This window comes from Demequina soli (assembly GCF_000971195.1).
GTDB lineage: Bacteria > Actinomycetota > Actinomycetes > Actinomycetales > Demequinaceae > Demequina > Demequina soli.
This window is the reverse complement of the sequence record NZ_BBLZ01000001.1, coordinates 38,584-56,430: the sequence shown is the minus strand read 5'-3', so window position 1 is coordinate 56,430 and position 17,847 is coordinate 38,584. Positions and strand designations below refer to the sequence as shown.

The 17,847-nt window shown below is 72.4% G+C and carries 22 protein-coding genes; 19 read left to right on the top strand and 3 right to left on the bottom strand.

What is annotated here, in order from left to right; translation table 11 throughout:
- The gene (locus AOM04_RS00280) at positions 1–1,074 is read left to right on the top strand and encodes an amidohydrolase family protein (protein ID WP_062460603.1); all 1,074 of its coding nucleotides are present in this window, start codon (positions 1–3) and stop codon (positions 1,072–1,074) included.
- Between the two features lie 17 nt (positions 1,075–1,091).
- Here the strand turns inward: AOM04_RS00280 and AOM04_RS14725 are convergent, their stop codons facing one another.
- Positions 1,092–1,547: a hypothetical protein gene (locus tag AOM04_RS14725; protein ID WP_169816386.1), complete on the bottom strand. Its 456-nt coding sequence runs from the start codon at positions 1,545–1,547 to the stop codon at positions 1,092–1,094.
- Between AOM04_RS14725 and AOM04_RS14720 the strand changes: the two genes are divergently transcribed.
- The 8 genes from AOM04_RS14720 (at position 1,537) to AOM04_RS00235 (ending at position 7,078) form a co-directional block, all read left to right on the top strand.
- Positions 1,537–1,737, top strand: a complete 201-nt coding sequence (locus AOM04_RS14720) for an FMN-binding protein (RefSeq protein WP_062460597.1) — start codon at positions 1,537–1,539, stop codon at positions 1,735–1,737. The two genes, AOM04_RS14725 and AOM04_RS14720, sit on opposite strands and share 11 nt — an antisense overlap.
- Complete coding sequence (locus AOM04_RS00265; RefSeq protein WP_062460594.1) at positions 1,734–3,119, top strand: ferredoxin reductase family protein; 1,386 nt, start codon at positions 1,734–1,736, stop codon at positions 3,117–3,119. The genes AOM04_RS14720 and AOM04_RS00265 overlap by 4 nt, the downstream gene beginning before the upstream one ends.
- Before the next feature lie 88 nt (positions 3,120–3,207).
- Entirely contained in the window at positions 3,208–4,551 is a 1,344-nt protein-coding gene (locus tag AOM04_RS00260; protein WP_062460591.1) for a ferredoxin reductase family protein, read from the top strand.
- Between the two features lie 10 nt (positions 4,552–4,561).
- Positions 4,562–4,963 carry an FMN-binding protein gene (locus AOM04_RS00255; RefSeq protein ID WP_156160539.1) on the top strand — a complete coding sequence of 134 codons (402 nt, stop codon included), beginning with the start codon at positions 4,562–4,564 and terminating at the stop codon, positions 4,961–4,963.
- Between the two features lie 3 nt (positions 4,964–4,966).
- Positions 4,967–5,434: an FMN-binding protein gene (locus AOM04_RS00250; protein WP_156160538.1), complete on the top strand. Its 468-nt coding sequence runs from the start codon at positions 4,967–4,969 to the stop codon at positions 5,432–5,434.
- Entirely contained in the window at positions 5,431–6,213 is a 783-nt protein-coding gene (locus AOM04_RS00245; RefSeq protein ID WP_062460581.1) for an FAD:protein FMN transferase, read from the top strand. Before AOM04_RS00250 ends, AOM04_RS00245 begins: the two co-directional genes overlap by 4 nt.
- Positions 6,214–6,386: 173 nt before the next feature.
- On the top strand, positions 6,387–6,845 hold the full coding sequence (rpsP, locus tag AOM04_RS00240; RefSeq protein ID WP_062460578.1) for a 30S ribosomal protein S16: 459 nt from the start codon (positions 6,387–6,389) through the stop codon (positions 6,843–6,845).
- 2 nt (positions 6,846–6,847) lie between these two features.
- Positions 6,848–7,078 (top strand): KH domain-containing protein, encoded by a 231-nt coding sequence (locus tag AOM04_RS00235; RefSeq protein ID WP_062287270.1) that lies wholly within the window; start codon positions 6,848–6,850, stop codon positions 7,076–7,078.
- Positions 7,079–7,164: 86 nt separating this feature from the next.
- Here AOM04_RS00235 and AOM04_RS00230 read toward each other — a convergent pair whose 3' ends face one another.
- Entirely contained in the window at positions 7,165–7,572 is a 408-nt protein-coding gene (locus AOM04_RS00230) for a hypothetical protein (protein ID WP_062460575.1), read from the bottom strand.
- A 39-nt stretch (positions 7,573–7,611) separates the two neighbouring features.
- Positions 7,612–8,019 (bottom strand): hypothetical protein, encoded by a 408-nt coding sequence (locus tag AOM04_RS00225; protein WP_062460572.1) that lies wholly within the window; start codon positions 8,017–8,019, stop codon positions 7,612–7,614.
- Between the two features lie 77 nt (positions 8,020–8,096).
- Between AOM04_RS00225 and rimM the strand changes: the two genes are divergently transcribed.
- From rimM to AOM04_RS00175, 10 genes are all read left to right on the top strand, one after another.
- On the top strand, positions 8,097–8,630 hold the full coding sequence (gene rimM / locus AOM04_RS00220; protein WP_062460568.1) for a ribosome maturation factor RimM: 534 nt from the start codon (positions 8,097–8,099) through the stop codon (positions 8,628–8,630).
- A 2-nt stretch (positions 8,631–8,632) separates the two neighbouring features.
- Complete coding sequence (gene trmD, locus AOM04_RS00215) at positions 8,633–9,355, top strand: tRNA (guanosine(37)-N1)-methyltransferase TrmD (protein WP_062460564.1); 723 nt, start codon at positions 8,633–8,635, stop codon at positions 9,353–9,355.
- A 182-nt stretch (positions 9,356–9,537) separates the two neighbouring features.
- Positions 9,538–9,885, top strand: coding sequence for a 50S ribosomal protein L19 (rplS, locus tag AOM04_RS00210; RefSeq protein WP_062460562.1), 348 nt, complete (start codon positions 9,538–9,540; stop codon positions 9,883–9,885).
- 91 nt (positions 9,886–9,976) lie between these two features.
- Positions 9,977–10,600 (top strand): signal peptidase I, encoded by a 624-nt coding sequence (gene lepB / locus AOM04_RS00205; protein WP_267127735.1) that lies wholly within the window; start codon positions 9,977–9,979, stop codon positions 10,598–10,600.
- Position 10,601: 1 nt separating this feature from the next.
- Entirely contained in the window at positions 10,602–11,255 is a 654-nt protein-coding gene (rnhB, locus tag AOM04_RS00200) for a ribonuclease HII (protein ID WP_062460559.1), read from the top strand.
- 49 nt (positions 11,256–11,304) lie between these two features.
- On the top strand, positions 11,305–11,628 hold the full coding sequence (locus tag AOM04_RS00195) for a DUF2469 domain-containing protein (protein ID WP_062460556.1): 324 nt from the start codon (positions 11,305–11,307) through the stop codon (positions 11,626–11,628).
- Between the two features lie 84 nt (positions 11,629–11,712).
- Entirely contained in the window at positions 11,713–12,336 is a 624-nt protein-coding gene (locus AOM04_RS00190; RefSeq protein ID WP_062460553.1) for a TetR/AcrR family transcriptional regulator, read from the top strand.
- Positions 12,337–12,408: 72 nt separating this feature from the next.
- Complete coding sequence (locus AOM04_RS00185; protein WP_082104237.1) at positions 12,409–14,034, top strand: MDR family MFS transporter; 1,626 nt, start codon at positions 12,409–12,411, stop codon at positions 14,032–14,034.
- A 190-nt stretch (positions 14,035–14,224) separates the two neighbouring features.
- The gene (locus tag AOM04_RS00180) at positions 14,225–15,841 is read left to right on the top strand and encodes an MDR family MFS transporter (protein ID WP_062460547.1); all 1,617 of its coding nucleotides are present in this window, start codon (positions 14,225–14,227) and stop codon (positions 15,839–15,841) included.
- 202 nt (positions 15,842–16,043) lie between these two features.
- Positions 16,044–17,666: an MDR family MFS transporter gene (locus tag AOM04_RS00175; RefSeq protein ID WP_082104236.1), complete on the top strand. Its 1,623-nt coding sequence runs from the start codon at positions 16,044–16,046 to the stop codon at positions 17,664–17,666.
- Positions 17,667–17,847: the final 181 nt, after the last annotated feature.

Here is a 17,847-nt window from a genome sequence, read left to right as displayed (position 1 = left end):
GTGGCGATCCACCTCTCGGGCCCCGTGGTCGTCGGCGACGACGACGTGCGGGACGAGGCCTGGGTGGTGGACGGCCGCGTCACCTTCGACGCGCCCGCGGAGGCCGCGCGGCACACGTTCGACGGCTGGGTGGTACCCGGGCTGGTCGACGTGCACTGCCACGTCGGTCTCGACAGCGGGGGAGCGGTCGACGAGGACCTCGCGCTCAAGCAGGCGCTCGTCGACCGGGACGCCGGCACGCTGCTGATCCGCGACGCGGGCTCGCCCTCCGACACGCGGTTCCTCGACCACGTGCTCACGGCCCCGCGCATCGTCCGCGCGGGGCGCTTCATCGCGCGGCCCAAGCGCTACCTGCGCCACTACGCCCGCGAGATCGAGGTGGCCGACCTGCCCGCCGTCATGGCCGAGGAGGCGCGCAAGGGCGACGGCTGGGTCAAGATCATCGCCGACTGGATCGATCGTGAGGTGGGCGACCTCACCCCGCTGTGGCCCGCCGACGTGCTCGCCGAGGGCATCGCCGCGGCGCACGAGGCGGGCGCCCGCGTCACCGCGCACACCTTCGCCACCGAGACGCTCGACGCGCTGCTCGACGGCGGCATCGACTGCATCGAGCACGGCACCGGCATGACGGCCGACCACATGGCCGAGGCCGCGCGCCGCGGCATCCCCGTGGTGCCGACGCTGCTCCAGGTCGCCCGCTTCGAGGCGTACGCGGATCAGGGCGAGGCGCGGTTCCCGGCGTATGCGGCGCGCATGCGGCCGATGCACGAGCGGCGTCTCGCGCACGCCCGCGCCCTCCACGAGGCCGGCGTGCCCCTGCTGGTCGGCACCGACGCGGGCGGCACCATCGGCCACGGCGCGCTGCCGGCCGAGGCCGCGCTCATGGTCGCCGCCGGCATCCCCGCCGCGGACGTGGTCGCGTCGGCGTCGTGGCGCGCGCGCGACTTCCTCGGCGTCCCGGGCCTCGAGGAGGGCGCCTCCGCGGATCTCGTCGTCTACGCGAGCGATCCGCGCGAGGACATCCGGGCGCTCGCCGAGCCCCGGCACATCGTGCTGCGCGGCGACCCGGTCTAGCGGCTCTCAGCGAACTCTCAGCATCCCCAGGGGGGCATCCCAGGCGGCCCCGGTGAGATGAGGACCATGAAGCGATCCTCCGGCATCATCGTCACCGGCCTCTCCGCGACGCTCCTGTCCGCAGGTGCCGTGATGGGGTCGGGGTTCCTCAACCCCGACACCACCACCGCGCAGTCGTCCGCGTCCACCCAGCAGAGCACCGCCTCGGACGCCTCCACGTCGTCGGGCTCGTCCTCGTCCACGTCCTCGTCAGCGAGCCAGGGCTCCTCGTCCAGCGGGTCGTCGAGCGGATCGTCGAGCTCGAGCTCCTCGAGCCCCGACACGTCGTCGAGCTCCGGCTCGTCGAGCTCCGGCTCGTCCTCGAGCTCCTCCAGCGCGGCGGCGTCGGGCACGTACGACGGCCAGGCCGTCTCGAGCCGGTACGGCACCTTCCAGGCCGAGATCACGGTCACGGACGGCCAGATGACCGACATCACCTGGCTGCAGGAGGGCGAGAGCGATCCGCACTCGCAGCAGATCAACAGCTATGCGGTCCCGGTCCTCCAGGACGCGATCCTCAAGGCGCAGGACACCAACGTCGGCTACGTGTCGGGCGCGAGCTTCACGTCCCAGGCCGTCGAGGACGCGGTGACCAGCGCGATGCAGGCCGCGGGGCTCGCGTGACCGCCGTGGCGCACCGTCCGCTCGACCCCAAGGTCGCGCACCGCCAGGACCGCTCCGCACGGGCCGGCCGCCGCCGCGACGTGCTCGAGGCCTCCGCGTGGCTCGCCGGCGTCGTCGGGGTGTCGCTCATGCTCGCCTCGGGCACGGTCGACGTGGGCAGCCTGTCCGGCGTGCTCATCACGTTCGGCCGCATCACGGGCATCGCCGCCTCCACGATGATCATGGCCCAGCTCATCCTCATCGCGCGCATCCCGCTGGTCGAGCGCAGCGTCGGCCACGACCGTGCCGCGCGCATCCACTCGCAGCTCGGGCGGCTCGGCTTCATCGTCATCATCGCCCACATCGCGACGCTCGTGGCGGGCTACGCGCTGCCCACGCAGACCGGCATCCTCGACCAGATCTGGACGTTCGCGATCCACTACGGCGGGCCCATGTTCATGGCGAGCGTCGGCTTCATCGTGCTGGTCGCGGTGGTCGTCACGTCCTACGCGATCGTCCGCAGCCGCTGGAAGTACGAGGACTGGCACGCCGTCCACCTGTTCAGCTACGTCGCGGTCGGCCTGTCCATCCCGCACCAGCTCACCTCCGGCGAGACGTTCATGACCATGGGGTTCGCGTGGTGGTACTGGATGACGCTGTGGACCGTGGCCGTGGTCGGCCTCATCGGCTACCGCGTGGTGCGCCCCCTCACGCGCTTCCTGCGCCACCGCGTCCGCGTCGCCGCCGTGGGCACGCTCGCGGACGGCTCGACCGTCATCGCGATGCACGGCCGTCACCTGCGCAGGCTCGGCAGCAAGGGCGGCCAGTTCTTCCTGTTCCGCTTCCTCACCCCGGGCATGTGGGGCCAGGCGCACCCGTACTCGCTGTCCCGCGCCGCCCGCGACGGGTGGATGCGCATCACGGTCAAGCCGCTCGGCGACTCGTCGGCCGCGCTGCGCCACCTCAAGCCCGGCACCCGGGTGATGGTCGAGGGTCCGCTCGGCGTGTTCACCGATGAGGCGCGCGGCGGCGACCATCTGGTCCTCGCCGGCGCCGGCATCGGCATCACCCCGATCCTCGCCCTGCTCGAGAGCGCGGACATCCGCCCGGGCGGCTGCACCGTGGTGGTCCGCGCCAGCACCGAGGCGGAGATCCCCCACCTCGACGAGCTCCAGGAGGTGGCGGCCGCCCGCGGCGCCACGCTCCACGTGCTCGCCGGCCGCCGCGGGGACGGCTGGTCGCCCGCCGCGATGCCCGTCCGCCTCGCCGACCTCGTGCCCGGCATCGCGCACGCCGACGTCTACGCGTGCGGCCCGCTGCCGTGGGTCGACGCGGTGATGGACGATGCGGCGCGCGCCGGGGTGCCCAAGGACCGCCGGCATGCGGAGGAGTTCGCCTGGTAGGCCGTACGATGCGAGTGCGCCGGCGTGAACCGACGCCGGCGCTCCCTCGTGTCATCGGCAGACCCGTCCCCGAGCCCCCGGAGGCCCCGTGAGCACCGTCGAGGCGTACGCGCGCCGCACCGCCCGCCGCGGATGGTGGCGCGACGGCCTCGAGGCCGCGATCTACCTCGTGGCGGCGGTGGGCGTCGCGTTCTTCGTCGCCTCGGGCGGGCTGCTCGCGACCGCGCCGGTGGACCACCTCTACGGGCTCGGCCGCGTCGCCGGGATCGTGGCCGCCGTGCTGGTGCTGAGCCAGATCACCCTGATCTCGCGCGCGCCCTACGTCGAGCGCGTCGTGGGCCACGACCGCGCCGCCGCGGTGCACATGCGGCTGGGCAAGGTCGCGTTCGTCCTCATGCTCGTCCACGTCGGGCTCATCCTCGCGATGAGCGCCCGCTACGACGGCCGCTCGATCCTCGCCGAGACCACCGCGCTGTGGCAGCTGGGGTGGTTCATCCCCGCCGCCCAGGCCGGCCTGGGCCTGTTCGCGATCGTGGTCGCCACGTCCCTCGTCGCGATCCGCTCGCGGTGGCGCTACGAGCGCTGGCACGCGGTCCACCTGCTCGTCTACGCCGCGATCGCGCTCGTGGTGCCGCACCAGTTCCTCGAGGGCTCGACATTCCGGTCCGGGGGAGCGGCGTGGTGGTTCTGGCTCGCGCTGTGGGCGCTCGCGGTCGGATCCTTCGTGGCGTTCCGCATCGTCCGTCCCCTGTGGCTGCTCGGCCGCCACGACCTGCGCGTCGCCGCGGTCGAGACCCACCCGGACGGCTCCACGAGCGTGACGATGCGCGGGCGCGGCCTCGACCGGCTGGGCGCCCGGCCCGGGCAGTTCCTCCTGTGGCGCTTCCTCGACCGCGAGCGGTGGACCCAGGCCCACCCGTGGTCGCTGTCGCGCGCGCCACGCCCCGACGCGCTGCGCATCACGGTCAAGCCGTCGGGCGACGCCTCGGCAGCCGTGCGCGGGCTCGAGGTCGGCACGCGGGTCCTCGTCGAGGGCCCGCTCGGCGTGTTCTCCGAGGTCGCGCGGACCGCGTCGGGCTGCGTGCTCGTGGCGTCGGGGATCGGCATCACCCCGGTCCGCGCGATGCTCGACGAGGCCCACCCCGCGTGCACCGTCGTCTGGCGCGTGCGCTCGCGCGCCGAGGCGCCCCTGCTCGACGAGGTGGAGGCGCTCGCGGCCGAGCGCGGCGCCCGCCTCGTGATCCTCGAGGGGCCGCGCGGCCCGGGCTGGGGCACGGCGGCGGGGGAGACCCTGGCCGGTATCGTGCCCGACGTCGCCGCGCGCGACGTGTACGTGTGCGGCCCCGTCGCGTGGGCCGACGCGGTGGAGCGCGACGCGCGCGCGGCCGGCGTGCCCGCGGGCGCGATCCACCGCGAGAGGTTCGGATGGTGAGGGGACGGGCATGAGGACGATGACCAGGACGGTGGGCGCGCTCGCGTTCGCGGGGGTGGCGGCGACCGCGCTGAGCGCGTGCGGGGGCGACGCCTCCGCGGAGGGCGACGCGGCGCCCGCCGTCGACTACAGCGACGGCACGTTCGACGGGCCGCGCGTGACCAACATCCGCGGCGGCTACCAGGCCCAGGTGACCATCGAGGGCGGGCGCATCACCGACGTGCAGGCCATCGAGGCGGGCACCCAGGACCCCGAGTCGACCCGGATCAACACGCGCGCGATCCCCGAGCTGCGCGACAAGGTCCTCGCGGCCCAGAGCGCCGACGTCGAGGCCGTGTCCGGCTCCTCGTTCACGTCCCCCGCGTTCCTGGAGTCCATCCAGGGCGCGCTCGACCAGGCGGCGAAGGGCTAGACGATGCGCGGGTCGAGGGCGGTGCTGGTCGCGGGCGGGTGCGCCGCGATCGTGGGGGCGGGCTGGGCCGCGTCCCCCAAGGAGCTGCCCACGCTCGACCTCGTCGCGCCGTCGAGCCCCGCGGCGTCCGCGACGCCCGGCGCGACCCCGAGCCCCACGCCCACGGTGAGCGCCACCGCGGGCGCGACCGGCGCATCGTCCACCTACGACGGTCCCGTGGTCACCAACGCGCGCGGCGACTACCAGGCCCGCATCACCGTCGCCGACGGGCAGGTGACGGACGTCCAGGCCGTGGTCGCGGGCACCCCCGACGCCCAGTCGGTCCAGATCAACGCGGTCGCGATCCCCGCGCTGCGCGACGAGGTCCTCGCCGCGCAGACGTGGGACGTCGCGGCCGTCTCGGGGGCGTCGTTCACGTCCCCCGCGTTCACCGAGTCGCTGCGCGGCGCGTTCGAGGAGGCAGGGCTGTGACGACGACCGAGACGTACCGCACCACGGTGCACGCGATGGCGATGCCGTTCGTGATCGAGCTCGACGACCCGGACCCGCTCGAGGTCGACGGCGCCGTCGCGCAGTTCCACGGCGCGCTCGTGTGGGCCGACGAGGTGTTCTCGCTGTGGAAGGACGACTCGTACCTCAGCGGCTACCTGCGCGGCGACGTCACGCTCGACGAGGCCCCGCACGAGCTGCGCGAGGTGCTCGAGGCGTGCGAGTGGTACCGCGAGGCCACCGCGGGCGGGTTCGACGCGCGCCGCAAGGACGGCGTGCTGGACCCGACGGGCCTGGTCAAGGGCTGGGCCGTCGCCCACGCGAGCCGGCACCTGCGCGCGGCGAGGGCCAGCGACTGGATGGTGGGCGCCGCGGGCGACATCCTCGTCGCGGGCGCGCGCACGCGGCGCATCGGCATCGCCGACCCGCACGTCGCCGGCGACCCGGCCGGCACCCCGGTGATCGACGTCGTCGAGCTCGGCGGCGCGTTCACGGCGCTCGCCACGTCGGGCGGCGCGCAGGTGGTCGACCACATCTGGGACCCCGTCACGGGCGAGGTCGCGCGCCACTACCTGCAGGTCTCGGTCGCGGGCCGGGACCTCACGGAGTGCGACGCGTGGGCCACCGCGATCTGCGGGGGAGGGCCGCGCGTCATCACGCCCGCGCTCGAGCGCGGCCTCGAGGTCCTGGTCGTGACGGGCGGGCGCCACGACGGCACGTACGATGCGCAGACCAGCCCGGGGTGGCCCAGCGTCCGGTGAGGCGCGGCCGTCCGGCGCGTGGTTGGTCGCGCATCGTCCCGTCTGGCACAATGGGTCGCTGGTGACCGCGGCCCTCTACCCGCGCGTCATCGATTCGTCTTGTCAGGTCGGCTCTCCCGTGATTCCCCGGGGGCGGCGATCCGGCTCACACCGAATTCAGAAGGAGAACAGCCATGGCTGTCAAGATCCGCCTCAAGCGCTTCGGCAAGAAGCGCGCCCCGTTCTACCGCGTCGTCGTCATGGACTCGCGCACCAAGCGCGACGGCCGTGCGATCGAGGAGATCGGCAAGTACCACCCCACCGAGGAGCCCTCGGTCATCGAGATCGACTCGGAGCGCGCGCAGCACTGGCTCTCCGTCGGCGCCCAGCCGACCGACCAGGTCCGCGCGCTGCTCAAGCTGACCGGCGACTGGGCCACCTTCAAGGGTGAGAAGGGCGTCAGCACCGTCAAGGGTGCCTCCGCCAAGGCCGACGCCGCCGACGCCATCAAGGCTCACGCGGACGCCGCCGAGAAGGCGAAGGCCGACGCCGCCGCCAAGAAGGAGGCCGCGAAGGCTGAGGAGGCCGCCGCTGCCGCCGCCGACGCCGAGGTCGCCGACGAGGCCGCCGAGGCTCCCGCCGAGGAGAACTGACGATGGTCGTCGACGCTCTCGAGTTCCTGGTCCGCAGCATCGTCCGCAACCCGGACGACGTGCGCGTGACCGAGCGCTCCGGGCGTCGCGGCACCACCCTCAACGTGGTGGTGCACCCCGACGACCTTCCCCGGGTCATCGGCCGCCGCGGTCGCACCGCGACGGCGATCCGGACGGTCGTCGAGGCCATCGCGCGCGACGACGTCCGCGTCAACATCGTGGACGTCGCATAAGCGCTGGCATACGCCGTGAGGCCCCCGTCCCGACCTTGGTCGGGCGGGGGCCTTTCCCGTTCCCGGGCGCCGGGACGATGCGCGGGTCAGGCGGGGACGGCGCGGAACCAGGCGCGGGCGTGCGCGCCGAGGAGCAGCGCGATCACGACGACCGCGATCACGATCTCTCCCGCCGCCTGCCACGCGAACGTGCCGCCCACCTTGCTCAGCGCGTAGGCGCCTCCCGCGATCCGCGCGAGCATCATCAGGATGACGATCCAGCGCGCTCCCTGGGAGCCCATCGCGAGCCCCGCCGCGACGGCCGCGGTGAATGCGCCCATCACCAGCGTCGTGATGCCGTACCAGAGCAGGTTCGCGGAGTCGACCGAGCCGCCGACCTGGTCAGGGTGGTAGTACAGCCAGATCATCGCGACGCCCGCCGCCAGGTCGGCCACCACCACCAGCCAGGTGAGCGCCGCCACGAACGTCACGGATCCGGGTCGCTTGCCGGCCATCGCCGCCCCCTCGCGGTCAGAGGCGCATCGCGCCTGCTCTCAGGATGACCGGAAGTAGGCGAACGCGCGCGGCGTGGCGAGCGCGAGGATGATGAGCAGCGAGCCGACCATCTGCCCGCTGGTCTGCCAGCGCAGCGCGTCGCCGATGACGCTCGACGCGTAGACACCGCCCGCGAGGCGCGCCGCCATGATGAGCATGACCACCACGCGCGACAGCTGCGAGCCGGCCGCGAGGCCCAGCGCGAAGGCGCACGTGAGCAGCGCGACACCCAGGAGCGCGAACGCGTACGCGCGCAGCTCGGAGTCCGTGAGGGTCAGGTCGACCCCGCCCATGTGGAGGCTCAGCCACACGAGCGCCGCGCCGGTCGCGAGGTCGGAGATGGCCGCGACCCACGTGAGGATGACGGCGAACAGCACCGCCGGCGGGCGGACCGCGGTCTCGGCCATGCGATGCTCCCCTTGTCGACGTGGCTCCACGCTAGCGCGGGGGAGGGCGACCTCCGGGGTGAAAGTACCCTGGTGTCATGAGATTGACCGTCGCCCGCATCGGCCGCGCCCACGGGCTCAAGGGAGAGGTGTCGGTCGAGCTGCGCACCGACATCCCCGAGGACCGCCTGGTTCCCGGCGAGGTGCTCGACACCGAGCCCGCCGCCGCAGGGCCCCTCACCGTCGACCACGTCCGCGTCCAGGGAGGCCGTTGGTACGTCCGCTTCGCCGAGATCGCCACCCGCGAGGCCGCCGAGGCGGCACGCGGCGTCGAGCTCACCATCGACGGCGACGAGTCCGACGAGGAGGACGCCTGGTACGTCCACCAGCTCGTCGGGCTCGCGGCGGTGCGTCCCGACGGCTCCGCGGTCGGCGAGGTCGTCGACCTGCTGTCGATGCCCGCGCAGGACCTGCTCGTGGTCAAGCAGCCCGGCGGCCACCGCGCGATGATCCCGTTCGTCGAGGAGTTCGTGCCCGAGGTCGACGTCGAGGCGGGCCGCGTGGTCCTCACGCCGCCGTACGGCCTGCTCGCGGGCGAGGAGCCCGAGGTCACGGGGGAGACGTCGGCATGAGGATGCGCATCGACGTCGTCACGATCTTCCCGGAGTTCTTCGGCGTGCTCGACGTGTCGCTGCTGGGCAAGGCGCGCCAGGCGGAGCTCGTCGAGACCCACGTCCACGACCTGCGCGACTACGCCGCGTTCAAGGCCGACGGCACGGCCGACGTGCACCGCACGGTCGACGACGCGCCGTTCGGCGGCGGCGCCGGCATGGTGATGAAGCCGGATGTGTGGGGCAAGGCGCTCGACGACGTGCTGCGGCCCGCCGGCGTGCTCGTGGTCCCCAGCCCCGCCGGCGTGCGCTTCACCCAGGCGCTCGCGCAGGACCTGTCCCACGCCGAGCAGCTGGTGTTCGCGTGCGGCCGCTACGAGGGCATCGACGCGCGCGTCGCCGAGCACTACCTCGAGGCGGGCTACCGGGTGCTCGAGGTGAGCCTCGGTGACTACGTGCTCAACGGGGGAGAGGTCGCGGCCTACGCGATGATCGAGGCCGTGACGCGGCTCATCCCTGGCTTCATGGGCAACGCGCAGTCGATCGTCGAGGAGTCGCACTCCGACGGCCTGCTCGAGTACCCCAGCTACACGCGCCCCCAGTCGTGGCGCGGGCTCGACGTGCCCGACGTGCTGCTGAGCGGGCACCACGCCCGGATCACCGAGTGGCGCCACGAGCAGCAGCTCGCCCGCACGCGCGAGCGCCGGCCCGACCTGCTGCCCTCGGGCGACGACGGCGCCTGGTGACGCGCCGGGACCACCGGGCCCTCGCATCGTCCGGGCACGGTGTGGCAGAATAGATCCTCGGTGCGTGCGGCGCCGGGACCTGCCACAGGGGGTTCGGCGCACCACGTGACGCACCGGTCATCAACGATCGCCGCAAGGCGGATACCGCGCGTGACCTGTGGCATGTGCGAGGAGAGACAGTCATGCAGAAGCTTGACAACGTGGTCGCGGGCCAGCTCCGCGACGACGTCCCGGCGTTCCGCGCCGGTGACACCGTGAAGGTGCACGTGAAGGTCATCGAGGGCAACCGCTCCCGTGTCCAGGTCTTCCAGGGCGTCGTCATCGCCCGCGCGGGCCAGGGCATCGGCGAGACCTTCACGGTCCGTAAGATCTCGTTCGGCGTCGGCGTCGAGCGCATCTTCCCGATCCACACCCCGACCATCGAGAAGATCGAGGTCGAGCGTCGTGGTGACGTGCGCCGCGCGAAGCTGTACTACCTGCGCAACCTGCGCGGCAAGGCGGCTCGCATCCGCGAGAAGCGCGAGAACTAAGATCGCGACCAGCGCTGACGCGCCGGCGGACGGTTCCCCGTCCGCCGGCCGTCGTGCATGGGGCTGGGTCAAGGAGATCGTCGTCGTCGTCGTGAGCGCGCTGCTGCTCTCGCTGCTCATCAAGACGTTCTTCTTCCAGTCGTTCTTCATCCCGTCCGCGTCGATGGTGCCCACCCTCGACGTCGGCGACCGGATCCTCGTCACCAAGTGGCGCCCCGACCCGCTGCCGCTGCGTCGCGGCGACGTGGTCGTCTTCAAGGACCCCGCCCACTGGCTCGGCGAGCCCGCCGACCAGGCGACCGGCCTCCACCTCGTGGTCAAGGACGTCCTCACGTGGACCGGCCTGCTGCCCGAGGACGCGGGAGAGCACCTCGTCAAGCGCGTCATCGGCCTGCCCGGCGACATCGTCGAGTGCACCGACCCCGACGGCCAGGTGACGGTCAACGGCGTCGCGCTCCAGGAGGACTACATCGCGCCCGGCGCGCGCCCGTGCGGCACCACCTTCCGCGTCGAGGTCCCCGCGGGCTACCTGTGGGTGATGGGCGACAACCGCGACGACAGCCTGGACTCGCGCGCCCACATGGGCGACCCGGGCGGCGGCACCGTCCCCGAGGCCAACGTCGTCGGCACCACGTTCGCGATCGTGTGGCCCCTCGACCGCTTCGGCGGCGTCGGCAACCCCTTCGGCGATCAGGCCGCGACCACCGGGTCCTGACATGACGGTCTCGCTCCTTCACGAGGCCGCCCTGTGGGACGCCGGCCTCGACGCCGTCGCCGGCATCGACGAGGTGGGCCGCGGCGCCCTCGCCGGGCCGGTCAGCGTCGGCGTCGTCGTGCTCACGCGCTGCGACGCCTGGCCCGAGGGCCTCACCGACTCCAAGCTCCTCAGCGCGGCGCGCCGCGAGGCGCTCATCGCGCCTCTTCGCGCCTTCGGTGCCGCGCGCGCCGTCGGCCACGCGAGCGCCGCCGAGATCGACGAGGTCGGCATCGTCGCCGCGCTGCGCCTCGCCGCGCGGCGCGCGCTCGACGCCATCCCGGTCCCCGTCGACGCCGTGCTGCTCGACGGCACCCACGACTGGCTCACCCCGCCGCCCGCGGACCTGTTCTCCGACCACGCCGACGACTGGGCCGCGCCCCCGGTGACCATGGTCGTCAAGGGCGACCGGGCGTGCGCGTCGATCGCCGCCGCGTCCGTGCTGGCCAAGGTCGAGCGCGACGCCATGATGGCGCTCGCGCACGTCGACCACCCCGAGTACGGGTGGGACAGCAACAAGGGCTACGGCGCCAACTCCCACCTCGAGGCGCTGCGCGCGCATGGGCCGTCGCCGCTGCATCGTGTCTCCTGGAAGCTGCCGTTCCGGGCGGTCTGATCCGGCGCGGCATTGGCGCATCCGGGGCATCGCGCGCCATCATTGACGGGTGAGCCACGAAGACCTCGAGAACTACGAGACCGAAGCGGAGCTCGCGCTCTACCGCGAGTACAGGGACGTCGTGGGGCTGTTCCAGTACGTCGTCGAGACCGAGCGCCGCTTCTACCTCTGCAACAAGGTGGACCTCCAGGTCAAGGCGTCCGGCGGCGACATCTACTTCGAGGTGACGATGGCCGACGCCTGGGTCTGGGACGTCTACCGCAGCGCGCGCCTCGTGCGCAACGTGCGCGTCGTGACGTTCAAGGACGTCAACATCGAGGAGCTCGCCCGCGACGACGACCTCCCCGACATCCGCCAGCTGCGGGGCCGCTGAGCCGCGGCGGCAGCCGTGCCGCGAACGCGGCAGGCGGGCCTATGACGCTTGAGGCGAAAGTGCAGAGTCTGCAATGATGCAGCCATGTCCTCCTCCGCCCCCGTGACGGGCCTGCGCGAGCGCAACCGCGCGCGCCGCACCCGGCGCGTCGAGCGCGCCGCGCTCGAGCTCGCCCTCGCGCACGGCGTCGACCACGTCACGGTGGACATGATCTGCGAGGCGAGCGACATCTCGCCGCGCACGTACTTCAACTACTTCGGCACGAAGGAGGGGGCGCTCCTCGGCCTCGCGCAGGCGCCCCTGCTCGACGCCGACATCGAGGCCTTCGTCGAGGCGCGAGGGTCCGTCGTCGACGGGCTGCTCCACCTCATCGCCACGGGCTTCGTCGCGAGCGACCCCGACCGCGAGATCTTCCTCATGCGCCGACGCCTGTTCGCGCAGGAGCCCGAGCTCCAGGGCCTCCAGCTCGCCAGGGTGGCGGGCAAGCGCCAGGCGCTCACCCGCATCGTCGAGCGTCGCCTGACCGCGCAGCACCCCGAGACGGCGCCGACGGAGCGCGCCGAGGAGGCGCAGCTCGTGGTCGCGGTGGTCACCGGCGCGTTCCCCATCGCGAGCCGCGTGTGGCTCGATCGCGAGGACGCGGACGCGAGCATCGACGAGGCCATCGCCATGGTGCTCGCGCGCGTGCGCCGCATCGTGCAGATGTAGCGCGCGCCTGGACCGCGCGGCCGCGGCGCCCTCACCAGGCGCGATGGCGCCGCATGCCGCAGGATGGCTGGTATGACGCCCGAGCACGCCCAGCCCCACGTGGCCGATCGCAGGGAGATCCTGCTCGTCATGGTCGGCCTCATGACCGCCATGCTCCTGTCCGCCCTCGACCAGACGATCTTCTCCACGGCCCTGCCCACCATCGTGGGCGAGCTTGACGGCGTCGACCACATGCTGTGGGTGACCACGGCGTACATCCTCGCCGCGACGGTGATGATGCCCGTGTACGGCAAGCTGGGCGACCTCATCGGCCGCAAGTCGCTGTTCATCGGCGCGATCGCGGTCTTCATCGTCGGGTCCGTGGTCGGCGCCCTCGCCACGGCGATGCCCGAGCTCATCGCGGGCCGCGCGATCCAGGGCCTCGGCGGCGGCGGCCTCATGATCCTGTCGCAGGCGGTGATCGCCGACATCGTGCCGGCGCGCGAGCGGGCGCGCTACATGGGGCTCATGGGCGCCGCGTTCGCCGTGTCGTCCGTGGTCGGCCCGCTGCTGGGGGGCTGGTTCACCGACGGGCCCGGCTGGCAGTGGTGCCTGTGGATCAACGTGCCGCTGGGCCTCGTCGCGATCCTGTCGGTGTCGATCTTCCTCCACCCCAACCCGCAGGACCGCGGGCGCCCCACGCTCGACGTGGCGGGCATGATCCTGCTGGCGATCGCCGCATCGTCCCTCGTGCTGTTCACCTCGTGGGGAGGCGGTCACTACGAGTGGACCAGCCCCGTCATCCTGGGCCTCATCGCGCTCACGGTCGTCGCCGGCGTGCTGTTCGTGCTGGTCGAGCGCCGCGCCGCCGAGCCCGTGATGCCGCTGCTGCTGTTCCGGGAGCGCAACTTCAACCTCACGACCGCCGCGGGCCTCATGATCGGCGTCGCGATGTTCGGCACGCTCGCCTACATGCCCACCTACCTGCAGATGGTCGGCCAGGTGGGCGCCACGGAGGCGGGCCTGCTCATGATCCCCATGATGGGCGCGATGCTGCCCACCTCGATCATCGTGGGCAACACCGTGTCGCGGACAGGGCGCTACAAGCGCTACCCGATCGTCGGCTCGGCGATCGTCGCGGTCGGTCTGTTCCTGCTGTCGACCATGACGCCCGACCGGGGGCTGTGGCTCACGTGCGTCTACCTCGCCGTGTTCGGCATGGGGCTCGGCATGATGATGCAGACGCTCGTGCTCATCGTCCAGAACACCTTCCCCATCACGATGGTGGGCACCGCGACGGCGGCGAACAACTTCTTCCGCCAGATCGGCGCGTCGCTCGGCGCGGCCATCGTCGGCTCGGTCTTCACCAACAACCTCGTGTCGCTCCTCACCGAGCGCATCCCGCCCGACGTCGCCGCGGGCGGGGTCGACGGGGCCAACAGCATCACGCCCGAGATCGTCGGCACCCTGCCGCAGCAGGCGCAGGACATCATCATCGGCTCCTACAACGACGCGCTCACGCCCGTGTTCCTGGCGATCGTGCCGCTCGCCCTGGTCGCGCTGGTGCTGCTCGTGTTCGTCACGGAGGTGCCGCTGCGCACCTCGTCGCGCGAGGACGCCGTCCCCGAGTCCTTCGAGGTCGACGGCGGCTCGAGCGCGTACCTCGAGCGCCACGACGGCGACGACGTGGGGGAGCGCAGCGGGGCCGCGCAGGCCTGACCCGCCGCGGACGGGTGGGGACGATGCGCGCCGCGCCGGCGCACCGTCCCCTCGCGTGCGCTTGACGCAAAATTGCAGCGTCTGCAAGGATGTCCCGTTGCCCGACGCGATGGCGCCACCCGCGCCCGTCCGGCACCTCGCATCGTCCGGCGCGCGAGCGCCACCCCGTCCCCACCCCGAAAGAGAGACCATGTCTGACGCCACGTCCGCGCGCGCCCACGCGCCCGCGACCGACCACAGGGGCATCCTGCTGGTCCTGGTCGGGCTCATGACGGCCATGCTGCTGTCCGCCCTCGACCAGACGATCTTCTCCACCGCCCTGCCCACCATCGTCGGCGAGCTCGACGGCGTGGACCACATGCTGTGGGTCACCACCGCGTACGTCCTCGCGGCGACGATCATGATGCCGGTCTACGGCAAGCTGGGCGACCTCATCGGCCGCAAGTCGCTGTTCATCGCCGCGATCTCCATCTTCATCGTCGGCTCCATCGTGGGCGCGCTTGCCGGCGGCATGACCGAGCTCATCGTCGGCCGCGCCATCCAGGGCCTGGGCGGCGGCGGACTCATGATCCTGTCGCAGGCGATCATCGCGGACATCGTGCCGGCGCGTGAGCGCGGCAAGTACATGGGCGTCATGGGCGGCGTGTTCGCGCTCGCCTCGATCGTCGGCCCGCTGCTCGGCGGCTGGTTCACCGAGTCCATCGGCTGGCAGTGGTGCCTGTGGATCAACGTGCCGCTGGGCGCGCTCGCGATCCTCTCGGCGATCGTCTTCCTCCACCCGAACCCCGAGGACCGCGCGCGTCCGCGCGTCGACTTCGCGGGCATGGCGCTCATCGCGATCGCGTCCGCCGCGCTCGTGCTGTTCACCTCGTGGGGCGGCAACACCTACGACTGGTCCGACCCGATCATCCTCGGCCTCATCGCGCTGACCGTGGTCGCGGGCGTGCTGTTCGTGCTGGTCGAGCGCCGCGCCGCGGAGCCGATCATGCCGCTCACGCTCTTCACGGAGCGCAACTTCAACCTCACGACGGCCGCGGGCCTGCTCGTCGGCATCGCGATGTTCGGCACGCTCGCCTACATGCCCACGTACCTCCAGATGGTCGCGCAGGTCAGCGCCACCACGGCGGGCCTGCTCATGATCCCGATGATGGGCGCGATGCTGCCCACGTCGATCATCGTCGGCCGCGCCGTGTCCAGGACGGGCCGTTACAAGGTCTACCCGATCCTCGGCTCGGGCATCATCGCGGTGGGCATGTTCCTGCTGTCGACCATGTCGTGGACGCAGCCCATCTGGGTGACGTGCGCGTACCTGGCGGTCTTCGGCCTGGGGCTGGGCATGCAGATGCAGACCCTCGTGCTCATCGTGCAGAACACGTTCCCGCTCACGATGGTCGGCACGGCCACCGCGGCGAACAACTACTTCCGCCAGATCGGCGCGTCGCTCGGCGCCGCCGTGGTGGGCTCGATCTTCACCTCCAACCTCGTGGACCTGCTGACCGAGCGCATGCCCGCGGGCGCGGCGGCGGGCGGCGGCGCGAACAGCCTCACGCCCGAGGCCGTGCAGGAGCTGCCGCAGCAGCTGCAGGACGTCATCGTGAGCGCGTACAACGACGCGCTCACCCCGGTGTTCCTCTATATCGTGCCGCTCGCGCTGCTCGCGCTCGGCCTCCTCGCGCTCGTCAAGGAGGTGCCGCTGCGCACCACGCTCGACCGCGGCGCCGGCGCGCCGACGCCCGAGCCCGCCGACGGGCCGGTCGCGGTCGGCGCCGCGGCGGATGCTGGCGAGGCGGCCGCCACGCAGGCGTAGCACCCGCATCCACGCAGGGGCCGGGACGGATCGCCGTCCCGGCCCCTGCGTGCACCCGGGGACCACGCGTCTGCACTTGACGCAAAAATGCAGAGTCTGCAAGAATACCGACGATGCACGACGTGACGGCGCGGCTCGCGCCCGCGTCGTCCTCGACCCGCAGGCGTCGGGATCCGTGCCCGTCCCCACCCGAAAGTGATCAATGACCGCCACCTTGGACACGCGCGCATCGGCCCCCGCGGGCACGCGCAACGTCATCCCCGTCTTCATCGGCCTCATGACTGCGATGCTGCTGTCGTCGCTGAGCCAGACCATCTTCTCGACCGCGCTGCCCACCATCGTGGGCGAGCTCGACGGGGTGGACCACATGCTGTGGGTCACCACGGCCTACATCCTCGCGTCGACCATCGTGATCCCGGTCTACGGCAAGATCGGCGACCTCATCGGCCGCAAGGGCCTGTTCATCGGCGCCATCGCGATCTTCGTCGCGGGCTCGATCGTGGGCGGGCTCGCCGGCACCATGACGCTGCTCATCGCGGCCCGCGCAATCCAGGGCCTCGGCGCAGGCGGCCTCATGATCCTCGCGCAGGCCATCATCGCCGACGTGGTCCCCGCCCGCGAGCGCGGGAAGTACATGGGCATCATGGGCGCGGCGTTCGCCGTCGCCTCGGTGGCCGGCCCGCTGCTCGGCGGCTGGTTCACCGAGAGCCTCACGTGGCGCTGGGGCCTGTGGATCAACGTGCCGCTCGGCATCCTCGCGATCGTCATGGCCGCGGTCTTCCTCCACCCCGCGCCCACGGACCGCGCGAAGCCCCGCCTCGACGTCGCCGGCATGGCGCTGCTCGCGGTCGCCACCTCGTGCATCGTCCTCGTGACGTCCCTGGGCGGCCGCACGTACGAGTGGGCGTCCGCCCAGATCATCGGGCTCATCGCGGCCGCCGTGGTCGCCGCCGTCGCGTTCGTGCTGGTCGAGCGCCGGGCCGCCGAGCCGGTCATGCCGCTGCACCTGTTCCGCTCGCGCACCTTCAACCTCACCACCATCGCGGGCGTGTTCATCGGCATCGGCATGTTCGGCGTGCTCGGCTACATGCCCACGTACCTGCAGATGGTCGCGTCGGTGAACGCGACCGAGGCGGGCCTGCTGCTCGCCCCGATGATGCTCGTCATGCTCATCACGTCGACCACCACCGGCTTCGTCGTCTCCAAGACCGGCCGCTACAAGTGGTACCCCGTGATCGGCGCGGCCGTGCTGTGCGGCTCGGAGTACCTGCTCTCGACGCTCACCGCCGACACCGCGGTGTGGATCACGTGCTCGTACCTCGCGCTCATGGGGCTCGGCCTGGGCATGTCGATGCAGACCATCGTGCTCATGGTGCAGAACTCGTTCCCGCTGACCATGGTCGGCACGGCCACCGCCGGCAACAACTACTTCCGCCAGGTGGGCGCCTCGCTCGGCACCGCGATCGTCGGGTCGATGTTCACCACGAGGCTGCTCGACCTGCTGGTCGAGCGCATGCCGGCCGACGCCCTCGCGTCCGGCGGCGGCACCAACTCGCTGTCGCCCTCCGTGGTGGCCGAGCTGCCCGACCAGATCCACGACGTCATCGTCGGCGCCTACAACGACGCGCTGACCCCGGCCTTCCTCCTCATGGTGCCGCTCGCGGCCGTCGGCGTGGTGCTGCTCGCCTTCGTCAAGGAGATCCCGCTGCGCACCACCGTCGCGAGGGACGCCGTGCCCGAGGCGCTCGAGGTCGATGGCGCGACCGCCGACTTCCTCGACCCGCGCGCCGAGGAGTGCGAGGAGGCGGGCGCCGCGCGTCCGTAGCGCGGTCCGCACGCGCAGGGGCGGGGAGGAGCGATCCTCCCCGCCCTTCGCCGTCCTCGGGGACGATGCGGCGCCCGGGTCGGGCGCGCGGCGCACCGATGTCCCCGGGCCCCGCCGCCCACCCGGCCCTCCACGGATCCGTCGCCCGCGCGTGACCCGGACCCGGGCATCGTCCAGCGTG

Excerpts from the sequence above, each read along its gene's own strand:
- rpsP (WP_062460578.1), top strand. The coding sequence starts at position 6,387 with ATGGCTGTCAAGATCCGCCTCAAGCGCTTCGGCAAGAAGCGCGCCCCG.
- rnhB (WP_062460559.1), top strand. The coding sequence starts at position 10,602 with ATGACGGTCTCGCTCCTTCACGAGGCCGCCCTGTGGGACGCCGGCCTC.
- AOM04_RS00235 (WP_062287270.1), top strand. The coding sequence starts at position 6,848 with ATGGTCGTCGACGCTCTCGAGTTCCTGGTCCGCAGCATCGTCCGCAAC.
- AOM04_RS00255 (WP_156160539.1), top strand. The coding sequence starts at position 4,562 with ATGAGGACGATGACCAGGACGGTGGGCGCGCTCGCGTTCGCGGGGGTG.
- AOM04_RS00230 (WP_062460575.1), bottom strand. The coding sequence starts at position 7,572 with ATGGCCGGCAAGCGACCCGGATCCGTGACGTTCGTGGCGGCGCTCACC.
- AOM04_RS00225 (WP_062460572.1), bottom strand. The coding sequence starts at position 8,019 with ATGGCCGAGACCGCGGTCCGCCCGCCGGCGGTGCTGTTCGCCGTCATC.
- AOM04_RS14720 (WP_062460597.1), top strand. The coding sequence starts at position 1,537 with ATGACCGACATCACCTGGCTGCAGGAGGGCGAGAGCGATCCGCACTCG.
- rplS (WP_062460562.1), top strand. The coding sequence starts at position 9,538 with ATGCAGAAGCTTGACAACGTGGTCGCGGGCCAGCTCCGCGACGACGTC.
- AOM04_RS00185 (WP_082104237.1), top strand. The coding sequence starts at position 12,409 with ATGACGCCCGAGCACGCCCAGCCCCACGTGGCCGATCGCAGGGAGATC.
- AOM04_RS14725 (WP_169816386.1), bottom strand. The coding sequence starts at position 1,547 with ATGTCGGTCATCTGGCCGTCCGTGACCGTGATCTCGGCCTGGAAGGTG.
- AOM04_RS00250 (WP_156160538.1), top strand. The coding sequence starts at position 4,967 with ATGCGCGGGTCGAGGGCGGTGCTGGTCGCGGGCGGGTGCGCCGCGATC.
- AOM04_RS00180 (WP_062460547.1), top strand. The coding sequence starts at position 14,225 with ATGTCTGACGCCACGTCCGCGCGCGCCCACGCGCCCGCGACCGACCAC.
- AOM04_RS00175 (WP_082104236.1), top strand. The coding sequence starts at position 16,044 with ATGACCGCCACCTTGGACACGCGCGCATCGGCCCCCGCGGGCACGCGC.
- trmD (WP_062460564.1), top strand. The coding sequence starts at position 8,633 with ATGCGCATCGACGTCGTCACGATCTTCCCGGAGTTCTTCGGCGTGCTC.
- AOM04_RS00190 (WP_062460553.1), top strand. The coding sequence starts at position 11,713 with ATGTCCTCCTCCGCCCCCGTGACGGGCCTGCGCGAGCGCAACCGCGCG.
- rimM (WP_062460568.1), top strand. The coding sequence starts at position 8,097 with ATGAGATTGACCGTCGCCCGCATCGGCCGCGCCCACGGGCTCAAGGGA.